This is a genomic window from Faecalimonas canis (assembly GCF_054601575.1).
On the sequence record NZ_BAAHSI010000011.1, the window covers coordinates 72,781 to 90,475 of the forward strand.

Annotated in this window: 19 protein-coding genes; 15 read left to right on the forward strand and 4 right to left on the reverse strand. The window is 37.1% G+C overall.

Annotated features, from left to right (window positions below; all coding sequences use genetic code 11):
- The first annotated feature begins 7 nt into the window (after nucleotides 1-7).
- The 6 genes from ACYPXO_RS03660 to ACYPXO_RS03685 all read left to right on the forward strand — a co-directional run bounded on the left by ACYPXO_RS03660 (nucleotide 8) and on the right by ACYPXO_RS03685 (nucleotide 5,608).
- Nucleotides 8-2,470, forward strand: coding sequence for a glycogen/starch/alpha-glucan phosphorylase (locus ACYPXO_RS03660; RefSeq protein ID WP_459639327.1), 2,463 nt, complete (start codon nucleotides 8-10; stop codon nucleotides 2,468-2,470).
- Nucleotides 2,471-2,481: 11 nt separating this feature from the next.
- Complete coding sequence (locus ACYPXO_RS03665) at nucleotides 2,482-3,135, forward strand: hypothetical protein (protein WP_459639328.1); 654 nt, start codon at nucleotides 2,482-2,484, stop codon at nucleotides 3,133-3,135.
- 113 nt (nucleotides 3,136-3,248) lie between these two features.
- Entirely contained in the window at nucleotides 3,249-4,208 is a 960-nt protein-coding gene (locus ACYPXO_RS03670) for a SpoIID/LytB domain-containing protein (protein WP_459639329.1), read from the forward strand.
- Between the two features lie 42 nt (nucleotides 4,209-4,250).
- Nucleotides 4,251-4,979, forward strand: coding sequence for a peptidoglycan DD-metalloendopeptidase family protein (locus ACYPXO_RS03675; protein WP_459639330.1), 729 nt, complete (start codon nucleotides 4,251-4,253; stop codon nucleotides 4,977-4,979).
- A 96-nt stretch (nucleotides 4,980-5,075) separates the two neighbouring features.
- Entirely contained in the window at nucleotides 5,076-5,354 is a 279-nt protein-coding gene (locus tag ACYPXO_RS03680; RefSeq protein WP_459639331.1) for a hypothetical protein, read from the forward strand.
- 2 nt (nucleotides 5,355-5,356) lie between these two features.
- The gene (locus ACYPXO_RS03685) at nucleotides 5,357-5,608 is read left to right on the forward strand and encodes a GIY-YIG nuclease family protein (RefSeq protein WP_459639332.1); all 252 of its coding nucleotides are present in this window, start codon (nucleotides 5,357-5,359) and stop codon (nucleotides 5,606-5,608) included.
- Nucleotides 5,609-5,636: 28 nt separating this feature from the next.
- On the opposite strand, the gene trhA is transcribed toward ACYPXO_RS03685, so the two are convergent.
- On the reverse strand, nucleotides 5,637-6,293 hold the full coding sequence (gene trhA / locus ACYPXO_RS03690) for a PAQR family membrane homeostasis protein TrhA (protein WP_459639345.1): 657 nt from the start codon (nucleotides 6,291-6,293) through the stop codon (nucleotides 5,637-5,639).
- Nucleotides 6,294-6,551: 258 nt separating this feature from the next.
- On the opposite strand from trhA, the gene ACYPXO_RS03695 reads away from it, so the two are divergent.
- Both ACYPXO_RS03695 and ACYPXO_RS03700 read left to right on the forward strand, forming a co-directional pair.
- A complete protein-coding gene (locus ACYPXO_RS03695) occupies nucleotides 6,552-8,138 on the forward strand; it encodes a DEAD/DEAH box helicase (RefSeq protein ID WP_459639333.1) in 1,587 nt (528 codons plus the stop codon).
- Between the two features lie 90 nt (nucleotides 8,139-8,228).
- The gene (locus ACYPXO_RS03700; protein ID WP_459639334.1) at nucleotides 8,229-8,819 is read left to right on the forward strand and encodes an ECF transporter S component; all 591 of its coding nucleotides are present in this window, start codon (nucleotides 8,229-8,231) and stop codon (nucleotides 8,817-8,819) included.
- Nucleotides 8,820-8,872: 53 nt separating this feature from the next.
- Here ACYPXO_RS03700 and ACYPXO_RS03705 read toward each other — a convergent pair whose 3' ends face one another.
- Nucleotides 8,873-9,415 carry a rubredoxin-like domain-containing protein gene (locus tag ACYPXO_RS03705; protein ID WP_459639335.1) on the reverse strand — a complete coding sequence of 181 codons (543 nt, stop codon included), beginning with the start codon at nucleotides 9,413-9,415 and terminating at the stop codon, nucleotides 8,873-8,875.
- A gap of 106 nt (nucleotides 9,416-9,521) precedes the next feature.
- Nucleotides 9,522-9,926: a Fur family transcriptional regulator gene (locus ACYPXO_RS03710; protein ID WP_459639336.1), complete on the reverse strand. Its 405-nt coding sequence runs from the start codon at nucleotides 9,924-9,926 to the stop codon at nucleotides 9,522-9,524.
- Nucleotides 9,927-10,588: 662 nt separating this feature from the next.
- Here ACYPXO_RS03710 and ACYPXO_RS03715 point away from each other — a divergent pair.
- A complete protein-coding gene (locus tag ACYPXO_RS03715; RefSeq protein WP_459639337.1) occupies nucleotides 10,589-10,786 on the forward strand; it encodes a DUF1858 domain-containing protein in 198 nt (65 codons plus the stop codon).
- A gap of 77 nt (nucleotides 10,787-10,863) precedes the next feature.
- Here the strand turns inward: ACYPXO_RS03715 and ACYPXO_RS03720 are convergent, their stop codons facing one another.
- A complete protein-coding gene (locus tag ACYPXO_RS03720) occupies nucleotides 10,864-11,601 on the reverse strand; it encodes an adaptor protein MecA (RefSeq protein ID WP_459639338.1) in 738 nt (245 codons plus the stop codon).
- A 448-nt stretch (nucleotides 11,602-12,049) separates the two neighbouring features.
- Between ACYPXO_RS03720 and ACYPXO_RS03725 the strand changes: the two genes are divergently transcribed.
- The 6 genes from ACYPXO_RS03725 (at nucleotide 12,050) to ACYPXO_RS03750 (ending at nucleotide 17,644) form a co-directional block, all read left to right on the forward strand.
- Entirely contained in the window at nucleotides 12,050-12,271 is a 222-nt protein-coding gene (locus ACYPXO_RS03725) for a hypothetical protein (protein WP_459639339.1), read from the forward strand.
- A gap of 114 nt (nucleotides 12,272-12,385) precedes the next feature.
- Nucleotides 12,386-14,197 carry a glycosyl hydrolase family 18 protein gene (locus ACYPXO_RS03730; RefSeq protein WP_459639340.1) on the forward strand — a complete coding sequence of 604 codons (1,812 nt, stop codon included), beginning with the start codon at nucleotides 12,386-12,388 and terminating at the stop codon, nucleotides 14,195-14,197.
- A gap of 54 nt (nucleotides 14,198-14,251) precedes the next feature.
- The gene (locus ACYPXO_RS03735; protein WP_459639341.1) at nucleotides 14,252-14,926 is read left to right on the forward strand and encodes an N-acetylmuramoyl-L-alanine amidase family protein; all 675 of its coding nucleotides are present in this window, start codon (nucleotides 14,252-14,254) and stop codon (nucleotides 14,924-14,926) included.
- Nucleotides 14,927-14,972: 46 nt separating this feature from the next.
- Nucleotides 14,973-16,493, forward strand: coding sequence for an L-threonylcarbamoyladenylate synthase (locus tag ACYPXO_RS03740; RefSeq protein WP_459639342.1), 1,521 nt, complete (start codon nucleotides 14,973-14,975; stop codon nucleotides 16,491-16,493).
- Between the two features lie 16 nt (nucleotides 16,494-16,509).
- On the forward strand, nucleotides 16,510-17,139 hold the full coding sequence (gene upp / locus ACYPXO_RS03745; protein ID WP_459639343.1) for a uracil phosphoribosyltransferase: 630 nt from the start codon (nucleotides 16,510-16,512) through the stop codon (nucleotides 17,137-17,139).
- Nucleotides 17,140-17,155: 16 nt separating this feature from the next.
- Entirely contained in the window at nucleotides 17,156-17,644 is a 489-nt protein-coding gene (locus ACYPXO_RS03750) for a deoxycytidylate deaminase (RefSeq protein WP_009461835.1), read from the forward strand.
- Nucleotides 17,645-17,695 lie beyond the last annotated feature (51 nt).

Here is a 17,695-nt window from a genome sequence, read left to right on the forward strand (position 1 = left end):
GATTATTATGCGGCAGGAGAAATTTAACAAAGAAGAATTTAAAAAGACTGTGAAAAATAATGTAAAAAGACTTTATAGAAGAACAATAGATGAGGCAAGTCAGCAACAGTTATTTCAGGCAGTGTCTTATGCAGTAAAAGATGAGATTATTGATAAATGGCTTTTGACACAAGAGCAGTACAAAAAAGATGATCCTAAGACAGTATATTATATGTCTATGGAATTTCTTATGGGAAGAGCGCTTGGAAATAATATCATTAATTTAACTGCTTATAAAGAGGTAGCAGAAGCGTTGGACGAGATGGGAATTGACTTAAATGTTATTGAAGATCAAGAACCTGATGCAGCACTTGGAAATGGTGGATTAGGACGTCTTGCAGCCTGTTTCCTCGATTCTCTTGCAAGTTTAGGATACGCAGCTTATGGCTGCGGTATCCGTTATCACTACGGAATGTTTAAGCAAAAAATTGAAAATGGTTTTCAGGTGGAAACTCCTGATGACTGGTTAAAAGAAGGAAATCCTTTTGAAATTAGAAGAGAGGAGTATGCAAAAGTAGTACGATTCGGAGGACATATCCGAATTAATTATAATGAAAAGACAAAAAGAAGTGAATTTATTCAAGAAGATTATGAGTCTGTTCTTGCAATTCCATATGATATGCCGATTGTAGGATATAATAATGGTATTGTAAACACACTTCGCATATGGGATGCAAAAGCAATTACGGACTTCCATTTAGATTCATTTGACAGAGGGGAATATCAGAAAGCAGTAGAGCAGGAAAATCTTGCAAAAACGATAGTTGAGGTACTATACCCGAATGACAATCACTATGCCGGAAAAGAACTTCGTTTAAAACAACAGTATTTCTTTATTTCAGCAAGTTTGCAGGAAGCAGTTGAGAAATATTTGAGAGAGCATGATGATATTCACAAATTCCATGAAAAAGTAACTATTCAGATGAATGATACACATCCTACGGTAGCAGTTGCGGAATTAATGCGTCTTCTTATGGATGAGCAAGGCTTAGAATGGGATGAAGCATGGGAAGTAACAACAAAAACTTGTGCATATACAAACCACACAATTATGGCTGAAGCGTTGGAAAAATGGCCAATCGACTTATTCTCAAGATTACTTCCTCGAGTATATCAGATTGTGGAAGAAATTAATCGCCGTTTTGTAGCACAAATACGTGCAAAATATCCGGGCAATGAAGAAAAAGTTCGTAAAATGGCTATTTTATATGACGGTCAGGTGAAAATGGCTCATCTTGCAATTGTTGCAGGTTATTCTGTAAACGGTGTTGCAAGGTTGCATACGGAAATCTTAAAAAATGAAGAGTTAAAAGATTTTTATGAAATGATGCCGGAGAAATTTAATAACAAGACAAATGGAATTACACAGAGAAGATTCCTTCTTCATGCAAACCCATTGTTAGCCGATTGGGTAACAAAACATATCGGTGACGGTTGGATTACAGACCTTTCACAGATGGCAAAATTAAAACCTCTTGCCGATAGCGTGAAAGAAAGAGAAAAGTTTATGGATATTAAATTCAAAAACAAAGAACGTCTTGCAAAATATATTTTAGAGCATAACGGAATAGAGGTAGATCCTCGCTCCATTTTTGACGTACAGGTAAAACGACTTCATGAGTACAAACGTCAGTTATTGAATATTCTTCATATCATGTATTTGTACAATAAGATAAAAGAACATCCTGAAATGTCCTTCTATCCGAGAACTTTTATTTTTGGTGCAAAGGCGGCAGCAGGATATAAACGTGCAAAACAGACAATTAAATTAATTAATTCTGTTGCGGACGTAATTAATAATGACAGAAGTATTAACGGCAAAATAAAAGTTGTATTTATTGAGGACTACCGTGTTTCAAATGCGGAACTTATCTTTGCCGGAGCGGATGTTAGCGAACAGATTTCTACAGCATCTAAAGAGGCGTCAGGTACGGGAAATATGAAATTCATGTTAAACGGTGCAGTTACACTTGGAACAATGGATGGTGCAAACGTGGAAATCGTGGAAGAAGTAGGACCTGAAAATGCTGTTATTTTCGGTTTGAGTTCTGATGAAGTTATCCGCTATGAAAATCATGGCGGATATAATCCGATGGATATCTATAATAATGATTGGGAAATCAGACGTGTTGTGGATCAGTTAGTAGACGGAACATATGCTAACGGAGATTGTGAGATGTACAGAGATTTATATAATTCACTGTTAAATACAAGAAGCAGTGACCGTGCGGACACATATTTCATTTTAAAAGATTTCAGAAGTTATGCGGCAGCACAGGAAGAGATAGAGAAAGCATACAGAGATGTAGACCGTTGGGCAAAAATGGCATTGTTAAACACAGCGTCATGTGGTAAATTTACATCAGATAGAACAATCCAACAGTATGTGGATGAAATCTGGAAATTGGATAAGGTAACGATTGACGCATAGGAGGAATGTGAATGTACTATAGTGGAGCAGATACGGTTGCGGTAACTGTTTTGGCGATTTATTTTGTTGTATTGGGAGTTTTGTTGCTGGGCTGGATAGCAAGTTTTGTTTTCCGCGGTATCGGGATGTACAAAATCGGAAAAACACAGGGAAGAACAAATTCGTGGCTTGCGTTTATTCCGTTTGCGAGAACTTATTTTCACGGAGAATTAAGCGGAGATATTCCGCTGAAGAAAAGACGCATTAAATCACCGGGGATATGGCTTTTAGTCATACCTATTATTTACGGAGTTATTTTTGCGGTACTGTATTTCTTCTTGATTATTTCAGTTGTCATCAGTGCAATTTCGTCAGTGTCATATGAGAGAGATTACGTTCCAAATTCAGAAATGGCTGGACTATTTGTAGTCTTAATTGTATTTTTTATATTTGTTATTATCGTTTCTCTTCTTTATGCGGCGATTAAAGGCGGATTGGAAATTTTAGTAAATCGTCAGATTTATGAGAGATATACAACATTAAATATGGCTACATTACACGCCGTGCTTGGTATGATTCTTCCTTTGTATACATCGATTTGTATGTTTATCTTCGGAAGAAGAGCAGAGCAGATCATGGAAGAAAATATGGCGCAAAGACAGACAATTTCAGAAGAACAGGAATAGTTTTTAACACTGTGGAATATCTTAGGATAAACCACAGTGTTTTTTATTGCATAGGAAACTATACTTCCATACAATAAGAACGCTCTGCATAAGATATTCAAGGAGGAGGGAGTATGAAAAAGAAATGTAGGACAATCTGTATTACACTTTTTATTTTTTTATTACTGCCATATATCATTACAGTGTTGATAAATGGAAAAGTTGTTCATAGAAATGGGGACAACTCTCCTCTTTATGTAAAAGTAGAGTCAGGCGAACGGGAAACGAAAGTATTATGGGAAGATTATCTGGCGGGAGTTGTAGCAAAAGAAATCCAGCCGGATTATCATATGGAAATGTTGAAGGTGCAGACGATTTTAAGCCGAACAAACTTATATCGGAAAATTGAAGAGAAAAAAAATGCTGTTTTTTCAGGAGAGTACATGACGAGGGGAGAAATGGAAAAGTTATGGGGGAAAGAAAAAGGAGAAGAAATTTATAAAAAACTGAAAAAAGCAGTTGTTGAAACGGAAGGGAAAGCAATTCTTTATAAGGAAAAATTGGCGTCAGCTTCTTTTCACAAATTAAGCAATGGGAAAACAAGAAATGGAAATGAGGTTCTCGGAGGGGAAAATTATTCCTATTTAAAGACAAAAGATTGTCCGAAAGATATTGAAAATAAATGGCAGTTGCAGACACTTGAACTGACTTATAAGGAGGTGAAAGAATATTGTAAGCCATTTCTTACTGCGGTGGATAAAAAGGAAGCAGCCAAACCGTTTACAAAGGAGGATTTTGAAATAAAACAGACTGACTCGGCGGGATATGTAACAAAAGTGCGGATTGGAAAGCATATCTATGCGGGGGAAGAATTTAGAAAAGCGTTGGAACTTCCATCCAGTTGTTTTTCCTTTCGGGATAATAACGGGATATTTAAGATTACGACAAAAGGGGTAGGACATGGTATCGGACTAAGTCAGCATACTGCAAATGAAATGGCGAAAGAAGGAAAATCATCTGAAGAAATTTTGCAATATTTTTTTGAAGGAACGGAAATCAGGGAGGTCACTGAAATTTTATTAAATATAGAATAAGGCAGTCGTTTTCTGGCAAAAATAAAGTCAGAGGTGATGAAAATGAAAAATAGTTTAAGACCTTCCAAAAGAGGAAATGGTCTGGCGATAGGTGCTGTGATTTGTTTCGTGGCGGTAATCGGTATGGTGGGAGTATACACCGTCAAACAGTACAAAGCCGGAGTGGAAAAGGAATTGGCAAAAGCAGAGAAAAAACAGAAAGAAGAAATGGAGAAAATTGAAAGTACGGGAGGCGGGCAAGATTTAGTCATCAATACGCCTCAGCAGGAAAATAATATGGTAGAAGAACCGCCGCAGATAGAGGAGCAAACGGAAATAGTTACAGAACAGCCGAGTAAACCACAGTTTTCTTTCAGTGAAAAAGATTTAATTCTTTGGCCGATTGAAAACGGAGAAGTCATTCTCAATTACAGTATGAATAAAACAGTTTATTTTCCTACGTTAGACCAGTATAAATATAATCCTGCAATGATTATAAAGGGTGCTGAAGGTACACAGGTTATATCGGTTGCACGAGGGGTGGTAAAATCTATTGATGTGACAAGTCAGACAGGAACAACAGTTACCGTAGATATGGGAAATGGTTATGAAACTATTTATGGACAGTTAAAAGAGGTTCCGGTTAATGTGGGTGATACGGTGGAAGCAAAAACAGTTCTTGGTTATTTGAGTGAACCGACCAAATATTACAGTGTAGAAGGCTGCAATCTTTATTTTGAGATGAGAAAAGACGGACAGCCTATAAATCCAAATGATTTTTTGGGAGAGTAGAAGAAACAGGGCTTGAGCAGGAAGGCGCAAGCCCTGTTTTTTGCTTGATATATGGGAAATAGGGAGTATAATAAAGAGAAAAAGGAGGAAAAGAGTATGGACGAAAAAGATTATATTTCTATGGGACTTAATGGAACTGCTTCGCTAAAATTGATTTTGTGTGGAGAAGTAGAAGAAGCAGAAAGCAGGAAAACAGGGGTGGTGTCTGTTGTGTATGCGACAGAGAATAAGGAAATTGCGGAAGAGAAAATAAAGGAATTATCAGAAAAGTATCCGGAAAAATTTTATATGGTGTATAGTGTTCCTCTGAATGTAGATTTGACAACTTTATCCCACTATCCATCTATTGAAATAAGCCAAGAGGATTTGCAGTAGAGATGGATAACTATACATATATTGTTCGATGCAGTGACGGTACTTTATATACAGGCTGGACAAATGATTTGGATAAAAGAATACAGAGCCATAATGAAGGAAAAGGGGCAAAATATACGAAGACAAGAACGCCGGTTACTTTAGTGTATTATGAAACGTTCCCGACAAAGCAGGAGGCAATGAAAAGAGAATATGTCATTAAGCAGATGCGAAGAAAAGAAAAGGAAAAATTGATAGACGGGAGAAGTGCTTAGACTTCTCCCGTCTATTATGTTAAATCAGTTATCCGAGCAGATACACATACATGACAACAAAGTGGCAGGCTGTTCCACCCATAACAAATAGGTGGAAAATCTCATGGCTACCGAAATTGTGGTGTTTTTTATCAAATATAGGTAATTTCAGTCCGTAGATAATTCCTCCGATTGTGTAGATAATTCCTCCGGCTAAAAGCCATATGAAAGCAGGTCTGGATAAGGTGCGGTAAATCTGTGGAAAGGCAAGTACACAGGTCCAACCCATTGCAATGTATAAGATAGAAGAAAACCATTTTGGACAATATATCCAGAATGCTTTAATCAGGATGCCTAAAATAGCAATTCCCCATACGATTGCAAGCAGAGTATATCCGACTTTCCCTTTTAATGCGATTAAGCATACAGGCGTATAACTTCCAGCGATTAAAACGGAAATCATCATATGATCGAATTTCTTCAGACGCTTATTTATCTTCTCTGAAATATCCAAAGAGTGATAAACCGTGCTTGCAGTATAAAGAAGAATGACACTTACAATATATACCGCAAAAGAAACGAAATATATTTTATCAGGCTTATGCCATGCTTTAGACAAAAGTGGTGCGGCTGCGATAATTGCAGCGACCATGCCGATAAAATGTGTAATGGCACTTGCCGGATCTTTTAATTTTTTTGCTTTCATTAACATAAATACTCCCTCCTAATCGATCAAAAACATAAGTAGTATTCAATACTACATTAAGTATATTGAAATACTACACCAAATATACATATATATCAAGTGAAAATAGAAATTTTATAAAAATTTGACAAATAGAAATGATTCTGTTATGATAGTCGACAGTGCTTTGTGAGTACCCTTTACTTATGATGAGTGAAGGGTATTTTTTTCGCAAAAGTGTAGGAAATAACAGTCGATGATTATAGAAGGGAATAATAGATGGAAAATATAAAATTTGAGCAGTTAGGAATTTGTCCGGAAATCCAGAAAGCAGTAAAATATATGGGATTTGAAGAGGCATCTCCAATTCAAGCAAAGGCAATTCCTGGTATTTTAGAAGGGAAAGACATTATTGGGCAGGCACAGACGGGAACAGGAAAAACAGCAGCGTTTGGTATTCCGCTTTTACAAAAAGTTAATCCTAAGAACAAAAAACTACAGGGAGTTGTGCTTTGTCCAACGAGAGAATTGGCAATTCAGGTGGCAGAAGAAATCAGAAATCTGGCAAAATATATGCACGGTATAAAAGTGCTTCCAATTTATGGGGGACAGGAAATTGTTAAGCAGATCCGTTCTCTGAAAAGCGGAACACAAATCATTATCGGAACACCGGGGCGTGTTATGGATCATATGCGCAGAAAGACAATTAAAATGGAACAGGTGCACACGGTTGTGCTTGATGAAGCGGATGAAATGTTAAATATGGGATTTCGTGAAGACATCGAAACAATCTTAGAGGGAGTTCCTGAAGAACGACAGACTGTTCTTTTTTCTGCAACAATGCCAAAAGCAATCATGGAAATTACAAAAAAATTCCAGAAAAAAGCTGAGGTAATCAAAGTAACGAAAAAGGAATTGACTGTTCCGAATATCGAACAGTTTTATTATGAAGTAAGACCGAAAAATAAAGAAGAAGTGTTGGCGCGTCTTTTAGATATTTATACACCGAAACTATCGGTTGTATTCTGTAATACAAAAAAGCAGGTGGATTTACTTGTGACCTCGCTTTTGGGTCGAGGATATTTTGCCGCAGGACTTCACGGGGATATGAAACAGGCACAGCGTGATCGTGTTATGCAAGGATTTCGCAGTGGGAAAACAGATATTCTTGTAGCGACAGACGTTGCGGCGAGAGGGATTGACGTAGATGAAGTAGAGGCAGTATTTAATTATGATTTACCGCAGGATGATGAATATTATGTGCATCGAATCGGAAGAACAGGACGCGCAGGAAGAGTGGGACGTTCATTCTCATTTGTATCGGGGAAAGAAGTTTATAAATTAAAAGAAATACAGCGTTACTGTAAAACAAAAATTTATGCACAGAAAGTCCCATCTTTAAATGATGTTGCAACGACAAAAATGGAAAATATTTTGGATGATATTGACCGGATTATCGCAGAAGAAGATTTAACATTAATGATAAATGCGATAGAAGAAAGAGTAAATGAGTCCGACTATACGGCAATGGATATGGCGGCAGCGTTCTTAAAAATGTGTGCGGGAATGACCTCTGAAGAAGAGCAGGAAGAAATGGACTTTGGTGATACAGGAGCGGAAGAACCGGGAATGGTAAGATTATTTATCAATATAGGTAAAAAGCAAAAAGCAAAACCAGGTGATATTTTAGGCGCTTTGGCAGGTGAAACAGGAATGCCGGGAAAACTAATCGGAACAATCGATATGTTTGATAGATACACATTTGTAGAAGTGCCGAGAGAATACGCAAAAGACGTATTATTAGCAATGAAAAATGTAAAAATCAAAGGAAAAACAATCGCCATTGAGCCGGCAAACCAAAAATAACTGGCATGGTTAAAAATGCAATAACTGGCAGTTTTGATAAAACCAGATATATGCTAATATGTATTCATTCTAATAAAGGAGTGAATGAATATGAATAAGAAAAAAAGTACATTGAAGAAAATTTCGCAGACAGCAGTTATGGCTGCACTTTGTTTTGTCGTATTTACATTTTTACAGATAAAAATTCCGACACCGAGTGGAGATGCGGCGTCATTACATTTGGGAAATGCAGTTTGTGTTTTGGCAGCGCTTATGATTGGCGGTGTGTATGGTGGACTGGCGGGAGCAATCGGTATGGGAATAGCTGATGTTATAGATCCTATTTATATTACGGTTGCGCCGAAGACGTTTGTTTTGAAATTATGTATCGGGTTGATTACAGGGTTTGTAGCACACCGCATTGCTAAGGTTAATCAGAGTACGGATAAGAAATATATATTCAAATGGAGTACGCTGGCAGCAGCGGCAGGATTGGGATTTAATGTGATTGCGGATCCGCTCGTTTCTTATTTTTACAAAATGATTATTTTTGGGCAACCTCAAAAGATGGCTGAAGTGCTGGCAAAATTAAGTGCGGCGACAACACTTGTTAATGCGGTTGTTTCGATTATTTTAGTAGCGTTTCTGTATAATGCACTCAGACCGATTTTTATCCGCAGCGGTTTAATTATAAAAGAATAAATTTGAACATAAAAAAGGGAGTGAATACAAATTCACTCCCTAATTTTTATATCTTAGCCAAAGTATCTGTTAAGAAGTCCTTCGAATGCTTTTCCGTGGCGAGCTTCATCTCTAGCCATTTCATGAACTGTATCATGGATAGCGTCTAAGTTAGCTGCTTTAGCACGTTTAGCAAGATCAAATTTACCTGCTGTTGCACCGTTTTCTGCTTCAACTCTCATTTCAAGGTTTTTCTTTGTGCTGTCTGTTACAACTTCACCTAATAATTCAGCAAATTTTGCAGCGTGTTCTGCTTCTTCCCAAGCTGCTTTTTCCCAGTATAATCCGATTTCAGGGTATCCTTCTCTATGAGCAACTCTAGCCATTGCAAGATACATACCAACTTCTGAACATTCTCCTTCAAAGTTTGCTCTTAAGTCTGCGATAATATCTTCGCTAACGCCCTGTGCAACACCTACAACGTGTTCTGCTGCCCATTCTCTTTCTCCTGACATTTCTTTGAATTTGTCAGCGCCTACATGACACTGTGGACATTCTGCCGGTGCAACTTCTCCTTCATAAACATAACCACATACTGTACATACAAATTTTTTCATGTTAAAACTCTCCTTTTCTTTTTATAAATTTATTTTTTAGTTTTTTGTTATCAATATTAGTAATTGTTACTGATATTAATTTACCACAAAATATTTGAAATGTCAATTACATTTTTAAAACTTTTAAATTTTTTATACAATCACTGCATCGTCCATAAAAAGTAATGTTATGACTGTCAATTTCTCCATCAAAATTCTTTCCCGCCAACTGATTGATGGCATCTATGTTCTCCATATCTAAATCTAAAACCGCACCGCACTCTGTGCAGAAGAAATGGTAGTGAGGGGTTGTTGTTCCGTCAAAACGATCACCGCCGTTTAATGTGGAAATCTTTACAGCCTCTCCAATATCTGCTAAAAGGTTAAGATTTCTATATACAGTTCCTAAACTTATATTAGGAAATTCTTTTTTTACATGAAGATACACTGTATCTGCCGTAGGATGTTCTTTTGTACTCATTAAGTACTCTTTGATGGATTCACGCTGTCGGCTGTATTTTAATGCTGGCATCGAATCCTCCTTTCAAAATAGTAATAATAACGATAATGGTTACTATAAATATAATAAGAAAAAAGAAACGAAATGTCAATATTTATTTGAACGGAATATTAATATTTTGCGGGAAAGTAAAGAAAATATGTGCCAAACTCTTTTTTTTCATAAGGATGAAGTTTTCATTATCTGAAAATGAATATTTTCAAAAGGAAATAGATTTAACGGAAAAAATGCAAAGGAAAAATAAGGGAGAATATTCTTATACAATATGCACAATTTAAGGGTGTTTTGTCGGAAGAGGTATTTTTCTGTAAAAAATTTGTGAAAAACTATCCCAACATTATCCTTAAGTTATCCACGCAGGGAATGACGAAAATATGTCGGAAAATTGTCGAAAACAGAGTTTTACACAAAGTTATCCACATTATCCACATAAAATGTGGGGGATTATGTGGATTATTTTGGGTAAAAAAAAGAACGGACGTTTTGTGTAGAAATAATAAATTTCTAATTTTGTCGAAAAATTAACAGAATGAACTTGACAATAGAGTAATCAAAAAGCATATAAAAATGTATATACAATTCTGAACAATTAGAAAGAGAATAAATACTCAGTATTGCTAATTCAAAAAAAAGGTATTATAATGAATGATATGTTAAAAAAAGGAGGAATTACAATGATTTCAAAAGATACAACAATCGGTGAATTATTAGCAACAAATCCTCAGGTAGCACCAATTCTTATGGAAATTGGAATGCACTGTCTTGGTTGTCCGTCTGCTCAGGCCGAAACATTAGGAGAAGCAGCAATGGTACATGGATTAGATGCAGATTTATTAGTTGAGAAAATTAATGCGTTTTTAGCAGCAAACTAATATTAAGAATTGTGCAGTTGCATATAAATGAAAAACCTGTCACACCAAAATGGTGGACAGGTTTTTATCGTTTAAAGTTAAATAAGTGCCAACTGTTGAATGGCATTTCCGCCGATAATTGTATCACAATGTTCCTCAAGATATGCTAAAGTTGCACTGCCGGTTTTTTCAAAAGAACCGTATTCGGAAAGCATATTGCAGATTTTGTTATAATCAATTGCAGAATGCTCGGATTGCGAAAGAACTAAGATGTACAGGTTATCTTTAGGGTCTTTGTATAAAGTGTTTGCACCTGTATACATCGTTACAAGCAGGTGGGAAGCCTCTATTACATTGTCCAGTGTGGCAAATGTAAACAATCGCACATCCTTCTTAGGATTTTTGTCAGAAGGGGCAGTTTTTGGCTCTTCTATCTCAGGTTTTTCGGAAACTGCTTTCTTTACTTTGCCGAGCAAATCAAGAAATTCTTCCGCACCTTCTAATTTATCTAAAACATTTTGCATTTTGCCATTTGTTCCACTTGATGTTGAAGGAGCAAACTTGGAAAAGCGGGTGTCAAGTTCTTCGGGGTCATCCACTTTAGTAATAATCAGTACGATTGTATCAGCGGAAGCCGGAATTGCCTCAATCATAAGAGGAGTATCGTCCGCTTCAAATCCGAATTCAAAGGCTGCCTGTTGCATCATATCTTGGAAAAGTGATTTTGCTTTTTCTGTTCCATAAGCCAACTCACTCAGTTTGAGTTCGCGTTCAGCTAAATCAGCACGCGTCAGCGTACAACGAATTTGATTATCATTTAGTTTTTCAATTTTCATATAATCACTTCCTATCTGCAAATAAAAATATTTACTCAATTATTAGTATAAACAAAAACAAAAAATATGTAAAGAAATTTAAAGAAAATACTTGAAAAGGAAAATGTTACTATTTATAATGGTGTTTGCAAGAAGATAGTCTTTCCATGTAACTATGTTTATATAGAAAAAGGAGGGATATATGTTCGAAATAAATAATAAAGAAGTCTTATTTTATAGTCTAAAAATCATATCCAAAAGTTATCTGTAATTTGTTGTAAACAATATCAAGAAAGAATCTGTCGTTTCAGACAAAATATCAGCAAAAGACAACACATAACAAAAAGAAAAAAGAGAAACTGTAAATTATAGTACTGTCTTCTTGCCAGCCCGAGAGATAGGTTTAATATATCACACATCCTTATGGCGTATCGAAGGGCCATAGTTACAAATGGAGAAAGGTAGGAAAATGCAGTCAGAAGATAAAGCATATCACGAACTGTTCACGGAATTATCGGAATATGAACGGCACGGAGTTCCAATGTCTATTGACGGGGAAAGTGCAAGCCCGATGCAGATAGCAGCGGCACATATGGTAAAAGAAAGCGGCGGCTATATGCGGGATTATATATGGGATAAGGATGGTAATGTAGAAGCGCTTCATTTTCATGAACTTAAAAGTGTAAAGTAGAATTACAATACCCCTCGTAAAGACGAAAACCTTTTAATATGATGAAAATTGTCGAAATAGTTAATGACGTATGCCGCAATAATTGTTATAATGTATTAGAATAGGAGGTGCGTCATGAACGAGAAAGACAGAAGAGAACAAATAAGACGCAGAAGGAATTCCCGCAAGAGAAGGCAACGCTCTTTAATTCTTAAGGTTAGCATTGTTATTATATTGGCGTTGGTTGTTTTATGTGGAACTATATTGTGGAAAAAATACAGTCCATCGGATCAAAAAGCGAATAGAAAAGAATATTATGGTATTACAAGCGAGGAACAACTGGCGGTAATTGTGAACAATGAAGTTTTAGAACCGAAAGGAAGAGTGTTTGACGGAAGAGTATATTTGGAATATTCTACGGTCAGAGATTATGTGAATGAAAGATTTTATTGGGATGCAAATGAAAATCTTTTATTGTACACATTACCAAATGACATGGTATCCGTATCTGTCGGAAGCAGTGAGTATGCAGTATCAAAAGAGAAGAAAAAAGAAGAATACGTTATTTTAAAGACGGAAGGAAACACAGCGTATATTGCACTTGATTTTGTGAAGAAGTATACGGATATAGAATATAAAACATATAAAGACCCTAATCGTGTAGTTATTCAGAATGATTGGAGCGATACGAAAGCAGCCACAACGAAGAATAATTCTGCGGTGCGTGTGCGTGCAGGGGTGAAAAGTCCGATTTTGACGGAAACAAAATCAAATGATGTTGTAAGACTTATTGAAAAAGAAGGCAAGTGGAGAAAAGTTCGCACAGAAGACGGTTTTGTCGGTTACATAAAAGAAGGCGACTTAAAGGATGAGAAGGCAAAAACGTATAAGCGTGAATTTAAAGAAGAGAAATTTGCGAATATTAAGAAGGATTATACAATTAACTTAGCATGGCATCAGGTAAGTTCACGTTCCGCAAATAAACAGGTATTAGAAATGATTGCCAATACGAAAGGACTTACGACACTTGCACCAACATGGTTTAGTGTAAAAGATACAAAGGGAAACATAACTTCTATTGCAAGTTCCGAATATGTGAATTATGCACACCAGTCCAATATAGAAGTATGGGGGTTAGTAAGAAATTTTGACCCGTTAAATCAAGAAGGAATTAAAACTTCAGAGGAAACGCATGAACTGTTATGCCGTACATCAAGCAGAGAAAATCTGACAAATCAGTTAGTTTCAGAAGCGCTTCAGGTTGGTTTGGACGGAATTAATGTTGATTTTGAAACGGTGGCAGAAAAGACGGGAGAACATTATATTCAGTTTATCCGTGAATTATCCGTGAAATGTAGAAAGAACGGAATTGTTTTGTCGGTAGATAATTATGTGCCGAAAGGATACAATGAACACTATCACCGAAAAGAACAGGGAATTGTAGCAGACTATGTTATTATTATGGGATATGATGAACATTTTGCAGGTTCGTATGAGAGCGGATCGGTTGCTTCTATCGGATATGTAAAAGACGGTATTAGAGAAACCCTGAAAGATGTTCCGGCGAATAAAGTTATTAATGCTATGCCACTATATACAAGACTTTGGAAAGAAGTTCCGAAGACAGAGGAAGAATTGACAGAGCAGGCAGGAACAGAAGCGGGAAAATATTCCACAAAAGTAACAAGTGAAACAGTTTCCATGAAAAGAACGAATAAAGTCCTTGAACAATACGGTGCACAGGCGAAATGGGATGAAAAGGCCGGTCAGAATTATGCAGAATGGGAAGCAGACGGTGCTACCTATAAGATTTGGGTGGAAGACGAGAAGTCGATAGAAGAGAAATTAAAAGTAATGAAGACAAACAAATTGGCAGGTACGGCAGTCTGGAAACTCGGTTTTGAAACTCAGGGACTTTGGGATTTAATTTTAAAATATGTAAATTAGACATTCCCTCTGTGGCATATATTTGAAAGAATAGATGTCACAGAGGGGATTTTTTTGTATCGGAAAACAAAATTACTTATGGCGGTTGTGTTGGTTTCTTCGGCATTTTTCATGGGGAAAACGCTAAGTGTTTATGTATCGGGAAGTCATATAGAAAAAGGGGAAAAAGTAGTGATTTTAGATGCGGGACACGGACAGTCTGATCCCGGTAAAATTGGAGTAAATGGGAAAGAAGAAAAGGATATTAATTTAAGTATTGCCAAAAAAGTGGAAAGAAAATTAAAAAAGCAAAGGATTGTCGTCAAGATGACAAGGACAGAAGACAAGGGGCTGGATGATACGAAAATAGGTGATATGAAAGAGCGGGTAAAACTGATTAATGGAACAAAGCCTAATCTTGCGGTAAGCATTCATCAAAATAGTTATACGCAGGAGGAGATAAAGGGGGCGCAGGTTTTTTATTTTACACATTCTAAGGAGGGAAAAGAGGCGGCGGAGATAATGCAGGAAATGTTTCGGTTGTTTGATAAGGAGAATAAAAGGGTGTGTAAAGGAAATAATACTTATTATATGTTGAAGAAAACAGAAGTGCCTACGATTATTGTGGAATGTGGATTTTTAAGTAATTGGGAGGAGGCGGAAAAACTTTCCACAAAGGAATATCAGGAAAAAGTAGCACAGGTTATTTGTGATGGTATTATACATATTTTACAAAAACAAGGGGAATAGACACAGTGGGTTTTTTTTTCGGCGTAATAATGGTATAATAAAATTTATGGAAACGATAATAAGAAAAGTAGACAAAAACCAAATAGAGAAAGAAATAATGGAGCAGGCCGGCAGAATTATACGAGAAGGAGGTTTGGTCGCTTTCCCAACAGAAACGGTATACGGATTAGGTGCGAATGCACTTGACGAGGAGGCAGCGAAGAAGACGTATGAGGCGAAAGGCAGACCTTCAGATAATCCGCTGATTATTCATATTGCGGACATCAGTGATTTGAACAGAATTGTGCAGAATATTTCCAACAAGGCAATGGACTTGGCGGAAGCATTTTGGCCGGGACCGCTTACAATGATTTTTGAGAAATCGGATATTGTGCCGTATGGGACAACAGGAGGATTGGATACGGTTGCAGTTCGTATGCCGAATGACCTTATTGCTAGAGAGTTGATTTTAGAAGGAGGCGGATATGTTTCAGCGCCAAGTGCCAACACTTCAGGGCGTCCAAGTCCGACAACGGCAAAACACGTTGAAGAGGATATGACAGGTCGAATTGATATGATTTTGGATGGGGGAAGTGTGGACATTGGTGTAGAATCAACGATTGTGGATATGACAACAGAACCGCCAATGATTTTAAGACCAGGTGCGGTTACAAAGCAGATGCTTGAAGAAGTTATCGGGGAGGTGCAGATAGATAGAACGCTTCTTGGTGAAGAAACGAAAGAAGCACCGAAAGCGCCGGGAATGAAATATCGCCACTATGCACCTAAAGCACAGTTGAAAATCGTTCAGGGAACATTAAAAGACGAAGTACACGCAATCAAACAACTAGCCTATGAGAAGACGAAAAAGGGCAAGAAAGTAGGAATTATTGCCAGCACGGAAACAGTTTCGGCATATACTGCAGGTCTGATTAAGACAATAGGAACGAGAGAGAACCAAAGTTCTATTGCAAAAAATCTTTACAAAGTGTTGAGAGAGTTTGACGATGAGAATGTCGACTGTATTTACAGTGAATCCTTTTCGGTTGACGGAATCGGAAGCGCAATTATGAACCGCTTAGAGAAAGCGGCAGGTCATCAGATTATTGATGCTCATGAGATTGCATCAAAGCAGAAATTCAGACGAGTTGTATTTGTCAGTAAAAGTGATAACAGCAGAGGTCCTATGGCAGCGGAACTACTGAGAAATCAGGATTTAATTCAAGAGTATGAGATAGAATCAAGAGGAATGATTGTTCTCTTTCCTGAACCTGCAAATCAGAAAGCGGAAGCAATTATGAAGAGTCAGCAGATGACACTTGAAGGGCATGAGGCGGTTGCTTTCAGCGAGAAGGATTTAGACGAGGATACACTGGTTTTAACGCTTGAAAAAAATCAGAAATGGAAGATTGTTACTGATTATGAATATGTAAAACACGTTTATACATTAAGTGAGTATGTGGAAGTTGATAAGGAAGTACCTTCAGCCTATGGGCAGCCTTTGGTTGAATATGGTAAATCTTTTGAAATTTTGAAAGAAATGATAGAGAAACTTGCGGAAAAATTAAACGAAGAAGCAAAGAAATAAGAAAGTGAGGAAAAATATGGGAAAAGTACATGTAATGGAGCATCCGTTAATCCGTCATAAAATCAGTTATATCAGAAGGGCAGATTTAGGCTCAAAAGACTTTAGGGAAATGATTAGCGAGATTGCCATGCTTATTTGTTATGAGGCAACAAGAGATTTAAAATTACAGGATGTGACAATTCAGACACCGATTTGTGAAACAGTTGAGAAAGAACTTGCAGGAAAGAAATTGGCGGTTGTGCCTATCTTAAGAGCAGGACTTGGAATGGTGGAAGGTATGTTGGCAATGATTCCGGCAGCGAAAGTCGGACATATCGGTTTATATCGTGATCCGGATACACTTGAACCTGTAGAATATTACTGTAAATTGCCGGCAGACTGCGAGGAGAGAGATGTATTTGTTGTTGACCCGATGTTAGCGACAGGCGGTTCGAGTGTGGCAGCAATTCAGATGTTAAAAGATAAAGGAGTAAAAAATATCCGTTTCTTATGTATTATTGCAGCACCTGAAGGGGTGGAACGTATGAAAAAAGCACATCCTGATGTAGATATTTACATAGGCGCTTTGGATAAGAAATTAAATGAACACGGATATATTGTTCCCGGTTTGGGGGATGCGGGAGATCGTATATTCGGTACAAAATAGTACAGAAGGTGAAAGCATGAGTGAAAAAAGAAACGATTATATTTCATGGGATGAATATTTTATGGGCGTTGCAATGTTGTCGGGAATGCGCTCAAAAGATCCGAGTACACAGGTAGGATGTTGCATTGTAAGTCAGGACAATAAAATTCTTTCTATGGGTTATAACGGATTACCGAAAGGATGTTCAGATGATGAATTTCCATGGACAAGAGAAGGTGAAGACCCGTTGGAAACAAAATATGTTTACACAGTACACAGTGAGTTGAACGCTATTTTAAACTATAGTGGCGGAAGTCTTGCGGGGGCAAAATTGTATGTTTCTCTCTTTCCATGCAATGAATGTGCGAAAGCGATTATTCAGTCGGGCATTAAAGAAGTTGTCTATGACAGTGACAAATACGCAGATACGGCATCGGTTATGGCATCAAAAAGAATGATGGATTGTGCGGGAGTACGTTATCATCAATATCATCGTACAGGAAGAAAAATTGAAATAGAGTTATAAAGCAGAACAGAATGTGCAGTTTGCACATTCTGTTTTTTGTATTAAGAAAAC

Bases quoted from the DNA above. Each gene is read 5' to 3' on its own strand.
- ACYPXO_RS03695 (WP_459639333.1), top strand. From the start codon at position 6,552: ATGGAAAATATAAAATTTGAGCAGTTAGGAATTTGTCCGGAAATCCAG.
- ACYPXO_RS03685 (WP_459639332.1), top strand. From the start codon at position 5,357: ATGGATAACTATACATATATTGTTCGATGCAGTGACGGTACTTTATAT.
- ACYPXO_RS03675 (WP_459639330.1), top strand. From the start codon at position 4,251: ATGAAAAATAGTTTAAGACCTTCCAAAAGAGGAAATGGTCTGGCGATA.
- ACYPXO_RS03730 (WP_459639340.1), top strand. From the start codon at position 12,386: ATGAACGAGAAAGACAGAAGAGAACAAATAAGACGCAGAAGGAATTCC.
- ACYPXO_RS03720 (WP_459639338.1), bottom strand. From the start codon at position 11,601: ATGAAAATTGAAAAACTAAATGATAATCAAATTCGTTGTACGCTGACG.
- upp (WP_459639343.1), top strand. From the start codon at position 16,510: ATGGGAAAAGTACATGTAATGGAGCATCCGTTAATCCGTCATAAAATC.
- ACYPXO_RS03705 (WP_459639335.1), bottom strand. From the start codon at position 9,415: ATGAAAAAATTTGTATGTACAGTATGTGGTTATGTTTATGAAGGAGAA.
- ACYPXO_RS03680 (WP_459639331.1), top strand. From the start codon at position 5,076: ATGGACGAAAAAGATTATATTTCTATGGGACTTAATGGAACTGCTTCG.
- ACYPXO_RS03740 (WP_459639342.1), top strand. From the start codon at position 14,973: ATGGAAACGATAATAAGAAAAGTAGACAAAAACCAAATAGAGAAAGAA.
- ACYPXO_RS03670 (WP_459639329.1), top strand. From the start codon at position 3,249: ATGAAAAAGAAATGTAGGACAATCTGTATTACACTTTTTATTTTTTTA.
- ACYPXO_RS03750 (WP_009461835.1), top strand. From the start codon at position 17,156: ATGAGTGAAAAAAGAAACGATTATATTTCATGGGATGAATATTTTATG.
- ACYPXO_RS03710 (WP_459639336.1), bottom strand. From the start codon at position 9,926: ATGCCAGCATTAAAATACAGCCGACAGCGTGAATCCATCAAAGAGTAC.
- ACYPXO_RS03660 (WP_459639327.1), top strand. From the start codon at position 8: ATGCGGCAGGAGAAATTTAACAAAGAAGAATTTAAAAAGACTGTGAAA.
- trhA (WP_459639345.1), bottom strand. From the start codon at position 6,293: ATGAAAGCAAAAAAATTAAAAGATCCGGCAAGTGCCATTACACATTTT.
- ACYPXO_RS03725 (WP_459639339.1), top strand. From the start codon at position 12,050: ATGCAGTCAGAAGATAAAGCATATCACGAACTGTTCACGGAATTATCG.
- ACYPXO_RS03715 (WP_459639337.1), top strand. From the start codon at position 10,589: ATGATTTCAAAAGATACAACAATCGGTGAATTATTAGCAACAAATCCT.
- ACYPXO_RS03700 (WP_459639334.1), top strand. From the start codon at position 8,229: ATGAATAAGAAAAAAAGTACATTGAAGAAAATTTCGCAGACAGCAGTT.
- ACYPXO_RS03665 (WP_459639328.1), top strand. From the start codon at position 2,482: ATGTACTATAGTGGAGCAGATACGGTTGCGGTAACTGTTTTGGCGATT.